At 68.6% G+C, this 1,385-nt stretch carries 3 protein-coding genes; all 3 read left to right on the top strand.

Features of this window, described 5'->3' with window-relative positions; translation table 11 throughout:
• Positions 1 to 646, top strand: a 646-nt coding sequence (locus tag C4S70_RS17820) for a DsbA family oxidoreductase (protein WP_235003888.1), incomplete at its 5' end; no start/stop codon positions are given.
• Between the two features lie 11 nt (positions 647 to 657).
• Positions 658 to 807, top strand: a complete 150-nt coding sequence (locus tag C4S70_RS18740; RefSeq protein ID WP_160114910.1) for a hypothetical protein — start codon at positions 658 to 660, stop codon at positions 805 to 807.
• A 22-nt stretch (positions 808 to 829) separates the two neighbouring features.
• A partial coding sequence (locus tag C4S70_RS17825) for an EamA family transporter (protein ID WP_160114911.1) occupies positions 830 to 1,385 on the top strand: 556 nt, incomplete at its 3' end.

The raw sequence follows: 1,385 nt of genomic DNA on the forward strand, positions 1-1,385 counted from the left end.
CCGCGTGATGGCCGCCCTCACCATCGATTTTTTCCACGACGTCGTTTGCTGCTGGTGCTTCAACATCTCGTCGCGCCTGCGCGATCTGTCGGCCGAGTTCGATCTCGGCATCCGCCACCGCACCTTCGTCCTGCAGGCCAGCCGCGCCGAGATGGCTGCGCGCTGGGGCACGCCCGAGGACGCCCGCGAGACGATCCTCGGGCACTGGGCGGCCTGCCGCCAAGTGAGCGACCGGCCGGACCTCGTCGATATCGACGCCATGCGGGCCGCGCCATTCGATTATCCCCACGGGATGACTGCCGCACTGGGATGCAAGGCGGCGGAACGGTTTGGCGGACAGAATGCCCACTGGGACATGTTCGACCGCCTGCAGCGCGCGCATCTGACCGAGGCGCGGAACGTCGCCGACCCGGCAACGGTGCTGCACGCCGCCCGGGAGCTGGGCTTCGAGAGCGCGGCCTTCGTCGATGTTTTCGAGGACCCGGAAACCCTTCGTGCCGTCGAGACCGACCGGCAACACGCCCGTGCCCTCCAGGTCCGGTCCATTCCAACCCTCATCGTCCGCGAGACCGGTTCCCGCCTTGTCAATGGACCCCGCGAGGATCTGGCCGCGCAACTGAGCGCCGCCCTCCGCCTCGTCGCCTGAAAGGAAACGCCATGACCCTCCCGTTCCTCCGCACTTCAGCCCGGCACCGCCACCGCATCCTGCGCGGCGTGCCGTGCGATCTGCCGCCCCGCCTGATGCGCGACATCGGCCTCGATCCCTGGCCGGACCGCTCGCGCTTGCCCTTCCATCCGCTTTGGTAAGCACCCGCCAGGAGATACAGCCATGTCCCGCACCACCGACATCCTTCTGACAGCGCTCGCTCCGGCGGTCTGGGGAAGCACCTATCTGGTCACCACCGAGGCGTTGCCTGCGGGATATCCCGTGACCCTTGCCGCGCTTAGGGCCTTGCCAGCCGGACTGCTGCTTCTTGCTGTCACGCGTTGCCTGCCACCCCGTGCCTGGCTCGGTCGCATCTTCCTGCTCGGCGGTTTCAACTTCGCGCTGTTCTGGGTGCTGCTGTTCGTGGCCGCCTACCGGCTTCCCGGCGGCGTCGCTGCCACGCTGGGATCGCTGCAGGCGATGATGGTGATCGTCATGGCACGCGGCTGGCTCGGCACGCCGGTCCGGGCTGGAGCACTCGCCGCCGCAGCGACCGGCGTTCTTGGCGTTGCACTGCTGCTGATCGGTCCCGAGGCCGCGCGGGACCCGATTGGAGTTGCGGCCGGACTGGGCGGTGCTGCCTCCATGGCGGCGGGCACCGTCCTCAGCCGGAAGTGGCAACCGCCGGTTTCACCCCTCAGCTTCACAGCCTGGCAGCTGACCGCCGGCGGCTTGATCC

Origin of the sequence: Jhaorihella thermophila, from assembly GCF_900108275.1 — a bacterium.
GTDB classification, from domain to species: domain Bacteria; phylum Pseudomonadota; class Alphaproteobacteria; order Rhodobacterales; family Rhodobacteraceae; genus Jhaorihella; species Jhaorihella thermophila.